Origin of the sequence: Candidatus Albibeggiatoa sp. nov. BB20 (assembly GCA_016744725.1) — a bacterium.
GTDB lineage: Bacteria > Pseudomonadota > Gammaproteobacteria > Beggiatoales > Beggiatoaceae > Albibeggiatoa.
This window is the reverse complement of record JADGDW010000250.1, coordinates 1-4,158: the sequence shown is the minus strand read 5'-3', so window position 1 is coordinate 4,158 and position 4,158 is coordinate 1. Positions and strand designations below refer to the sequence as shown.

At 40.9% G+C, this 4,158-nt stretch carries 5 protein-coding genes; 2 read left to right on the top strand and 3 right to left on the bottom strand.

The features are described from left to right. The first annotated feature begins 623 nt into the window (after positions 1-623). Positions 624-1,205, top strand: coding sequence for a tyrosine-type recombinase/integrase (locus ABXH34_RS18060; protein ID WP_353573224.1), 582 nt, complete (start codon positions 624-626; stop codon positions 1,203-1,205). 246 nt (positions 1,206-1,451) lie between these two features. Here the strand turns inward: ABXH34_RS18060 and ABXH34_RS18055 are convergent, their stop codons facing one another. The 3 genes from ABXH34_RS18055 to ABXH34_RS18045 all read right to left on the bottom strand — a co-directional run bounded on the left by ABXH34_RS18055 (position 1,452) and on the right by ABXH34_RS18045 (position 3,508). After that, positions 1,452-1,925: a chitin binding peritrophin-A domain-containing protein gene (locus ABXH34_RS18055; RefSeq protein WP_353573280.1), complete on the bottom strand. Its 474-nt coding sequence runs from the start codon at positions 1,923-1,925 to the stop codon at positions 1,452-1,454. A gap of 90 nt (positions 1,926-2,015) precedes the next feature. Next, positions 2,016-3,143, bottom strand: a complete 1,128-nt coding sequence (locus ABXH34_RS18050) for a helix-turn-helix domain-containing protein (protein WP_353573279.1) — start codon at positions 3,141-3,143, stop codon at positions 2,016-2,018. 179 nt (positions 3,144-3,322) lie between these two features. Next, positions 3,323-3,508, bottom strand: a complete 186-nt coding sequence (locus ABXH34_RS18045; protein ID WP_353573278.1) for a FitA-like ribbon-helix-helix domain-containing protein — start codon at positions 3,506-3,508, stop codon at positions 3,323-3,325. Positions 3,509-3,903: 395 nt separating this feature from the next. Here ABXH34_RS18045 and ABXH34_RS18040 point away from each other — a divergent pair. Then, positions 3,904-4,158 (top strand): hypothetical protein (locus ABXH34_RS18040; RefSeq protein ID WP_353573277.1); only part of this gene is annotated, 255 nt, incomplete at its 3' end.

Genomic DNA, 4,158 nt, shown 5'->3' with positions numbered 1-4,158 from the left:
TTTCTTTATTTATTTCATCATGGCTAGAAAAGGCAAGTGTTCAGATAAGCAGAGGGCACGTCGTGGCAAGCGTGAGTCTCACCGGCGTTCTCATCAGGGGCGTAATTCAGGTAAACGGGGGCGTTAGTTCCCGTTTACTGAAACTGATTTAGTAACTTAATCAGAATCCCACGCCTACCCATAGGAGATGTCACCACCGTCACTGGTTGGCATGGCACCAAGTCACCAAGTCACTCACTACCCCGCTGCGCATCACCGACCGATGATTGCTTATCAAACCATTGATTTCATTAATTTATTAAAAATATGAGCTGCCACCACTGGTTATAATGCCGCACCCATCCGATCACGCTCGCCACTTTGAGTAAGGGTGCTACTAGGTCACTTGATCACTACCCATCCTCCTGCGCCCATCACCGGCTGATAATTGTTTATCAAACCATTGATTTCATTAATTTTTTTAAAAATTAATTTGTCTCATTCCAAAATACCTGAGTTTGACATACTTATAGTTGGTGAAACTCACTATTCAAGCCACTTTCTTGATAATTTACCTTGCTATTTTCTCCAGAAAAACGTATAATAACCATAATTGTTTTAACAGAATTATTCAGGAGTTTGCTATGCAAGGCTGTCGTCCACTCAATCATGATGAAAAGAAGCGTCTTTTAAACACCGCTGCCCATAATCAACGGGATAATTTATTGATCCTTCTGGGGCTGGCTACGGGCTTTCGAGTCAGTGAACTTTTGAGTCTCAAGATTGGGGATTTGATTGCGCCGGATGGTTCGGTATTGGATCGTGTCGCCTTGAAAGCGGCCAATACGAAAAACGGAACGGGTAGGGTTCAGGTACTGCATGGGAAGGTAAAAATGGCCGTCAAAGAGTGGACGGATTATCTTTTGTCGAAGGGCTTTGGTTTGGAGAGTGCAATATTTGTGGGTAGGCAATCAAAGGGGAGTAAGGCGATTACGCGGCAGCGAGCGTGGCAGATTATCAAGGGTTTATTTGAGAAGGCCGCTATTTTTGGTCAAACGGGTACGCATACGCTTCGCAAAACCTTTGCAAAGGAAATGAAGACAAGGCTGGGGGATATTCAGAAGGTGGCGGACGCTTTAGGTCACAAGTCAATTCAATCGACAATTTGCTATCTGTCGTTTGATCATGAAGACGTGGATAATGCTATTTTGGGTATGGAGTTTTGAAAATCATACAATAGCATTTGAAGATAAGTTGTTGGTAGTCACTTGTGAATTTTTATTGAGAATTAAAAAAGCCCCTTGGTTTCTTATGCCTTGGGGCTCTTTATTTTGATTGGTGGGTTTCGCTAAAGAAAAGAAGGGACAGAATTAATTCGAGCCTGGCCCCTTTTTTCTTTTTAATCATCCGTGGCACGTTAGGCAAAGTACATAATGGGCATAGACACTCATTATGTTGCACTTTGACCCGTGTCACTCCTCATACGGACATACCATAGGATCCGGGTTACAAAGCCCCCCCACTATTAGGACGAAATTCGAGTCAACTTTAGTAGCACAAGTCCTAGAATAATCAGGGCAAGCAGTATATGTAGGACCATTGATTTCATATTTAAAGGGAAATACGCAAGGTTTGTTTGACCAGGTTACACATTCTTGTTCAAAAAAACAAAAGGAGAGTGAGGTGCATTCTCCGCCTTCCTCACATGTTTGGGTATCTGGTTCGAAATAGTAGCCATCGCCACAAGAAGAAGACGAAGAACTAGGAGTATAATCACTACAAGTATAAAATTTTTGACAATCGTTTGGATCGGGTACTGTCAAGTACCCTGAGCCACAATCCGTCACTGGCTCACATACAATATACTGAGCAAAGGAAAAGTTAATACTTACCAATCCTCCAAAACATAAAGCAAAAAATACTATTATTTTTGAGATTTTTTTCATATATTTTCCTTAAAAAATGAAATAAATTGGGCACCCTTTTATAAACTTGTAGTTATAAAACATTGAGTCAATTATACTTGATCTCATCATTCAAAACGGCACCTCATCCACATCTTTGACCCGCGACTCCAAAATCTCACCAATACTCCTAAATTGAGATTTGTTACCCACTCGCGGAGAGACGCATCTTAAACCCCGTTTCATTCCAATCTCTGGCGTATCGTGGTAATGCTTACACGATGTACGTTGCACCTCACCAGTTCTAACAACCTCATAAGTGAGTATATTCTGCTCATCACAATAAGGGCACTCATTAGGCGCGTAAACTTGCCTATCAGCCGCCTTATTAGATGACCCTTTCACTTCCCTTGAAGTTCGCTCAAGAGGCGTGAAATCACCCATGAGGTAATTGTCAACCACTTTCCTTAAAAAAGACACTGGCTTTTGAAGCGTGCCATTGTCTAACTTTTTGGCCACAATATCAAGTATTGCTTGACGCGCTTGATCATCAGGTAGTTTAGCCAAGGCCTTCATGACGATCTGGTTTTGCTCTAAAGCTTTCGGCCACTTCAAATTAGAAATATCTAAAGCGATTGATGATTCATCAGTAGACCTGCTTGGTGTGATAGAGGCATCACTTTGAGATTGAGGTTTTTCTGATTGGTTATCAGTATTTAAAACGACTGACGACTGACTGGCATCGTTTTTGCAATTCACGTACTTAGAATGTGGGTTAGTCTGTCGGTCTGTCTGTCCTTTTTTATGTTTCCTTTTCTGTGTTTCCTTCTCTGTGTTTCCTTTGGGTGCATCTCCTGCACTACCTAGTGCATCTCCTGCACTACCTAGTGCATCTCCTGCACTACCTAGTGCATCTCCTGCACTACCTAGTGCATCTCCTGCACTACTAACTAAAGACAAATCAACAATAGTATAAAGATTGGGTATCTTTTCTTGACTCCCCTGTTTATTACATCTTTCACGTTTAACGAGTCCTAAATCAACTAACTGATTAACAACATTAATAGCTGTACGACGACAAATACCACATTTTTTAGCTATTGTGCTAAACGACGGATAACAAGTGCCATCTCGATTAGCATGCCTAACAAGACACAAATAAACAGCAATACCATTAGGTTTTAATACAGAACCCCATTCATCAAAAACAATGTTATGTGCCCAAAAAAAATGGAACTTACGAGAATCTTTAATTTGCATGTCATCTCCTCAAATTTGGAGAGACATAACGCAGTAAATATGGTATAAATACCGTTCTACGTTTTTGTCTATCCAAATAATTTATTTGATTTTCAAAATTGCTCATTTATATTCCGGCAAGAACTACTAAATGAGCGAGGTTATTTGGCATAGTGAATTTTCAACGGCCCGTGTTTAATTTAGACACGGGCTTTTTTTTTGCGTTTTGTTAGTTGATAAGTATTTACCGCTTGCACCAAAATCTCAACAACTTCTTGATTTAAAGAACGACGATGTGCAACCGCCATTTCTTTAAGACTTTCCTTTAATCCCTCATCTGTAGGGAGTTCAAGATACATTCGTTCTATTCCATCACGTCGTGGCATATTTGACTTCTCTCATAATTACGGTTAGTATGCGCTACTTTCATGGGTATAACCCAATATAATAACGGGTGTCATATAGTAAAGATATTCGTATAAAAAGTAAATGGGTAAAACGGTGAACATACACCGTTCAAACCCTATCACAACCCACCAATCAATAAAACAGAGGTGACTTATGAGTTATTACACTCTACACCATAGCGGCCCCCATTTACCGCCCGCACTCCCCACTTTCACGATCCGAGTCGTCCCTTTGGTTGACCAAAGAGGTCATCGCCACTCAACGAAAAAGGGAGGTCAATAACTCAGTTCATAGCTGTGTACCCGCGTATTGACTGGCTGTACGCCCATTGTATTCGACTCAGTGTACACAGCAGTGACTGGGGAAAAATGCTATGAACACGACTGCATCACTCCCTAATTCAGTTATTCAATTACCCGCTTTGGCGATCAGTAAATGGCGATTACGCTTTCTCACTTTCATCGCAACCGGCCTTGTCGTGATGGGTATTCTCTGTAACATTATTTTTTATAGCGAATTTGGTCAAGGCTTCTCATCACTCGTTTATGCCATTATTGGTTTGTTACTTGATTTAAGCAAAATCGCTATCATTGGGCTATTTGTCATTTTCTTGGCCGACTTTGAAAAG

What these genes read in the sequence shown, in the direction of transcription:
- ABXH34_RS18045 (WP_353573278.1), bottom strand. Translation starts at nt 3,508, where the DNA reads ATGCCACGACGTGATGGAATAGAACGAATGTATCTTGAACTCCCTACA.
- ABXH34_RS18050 (WP_353573279.1), bottom strand. Translation starts at nt 3,143, where the DNA reads ATGCAAATTAAAGATTCTCGTAAGTTCCATTTTTTTTGGGCACATAAC.
- ABXH34_RS18055 (WP_353573280.1), bottom strand. Translation starts at nt 1,925, where the DNA reads ATGAAAAAAATCTCAAAAATAATAGTATTTTTTGCTTTATGTTTTGGA.
- ABXH34_RS18060 (WP_353573224.1), top strand. Translation starts at nt 624, where the DNA reads ATGCAAGGCTGTCGTCCACTCAATCATGATGAAAAGAAGCGTCTTTTA.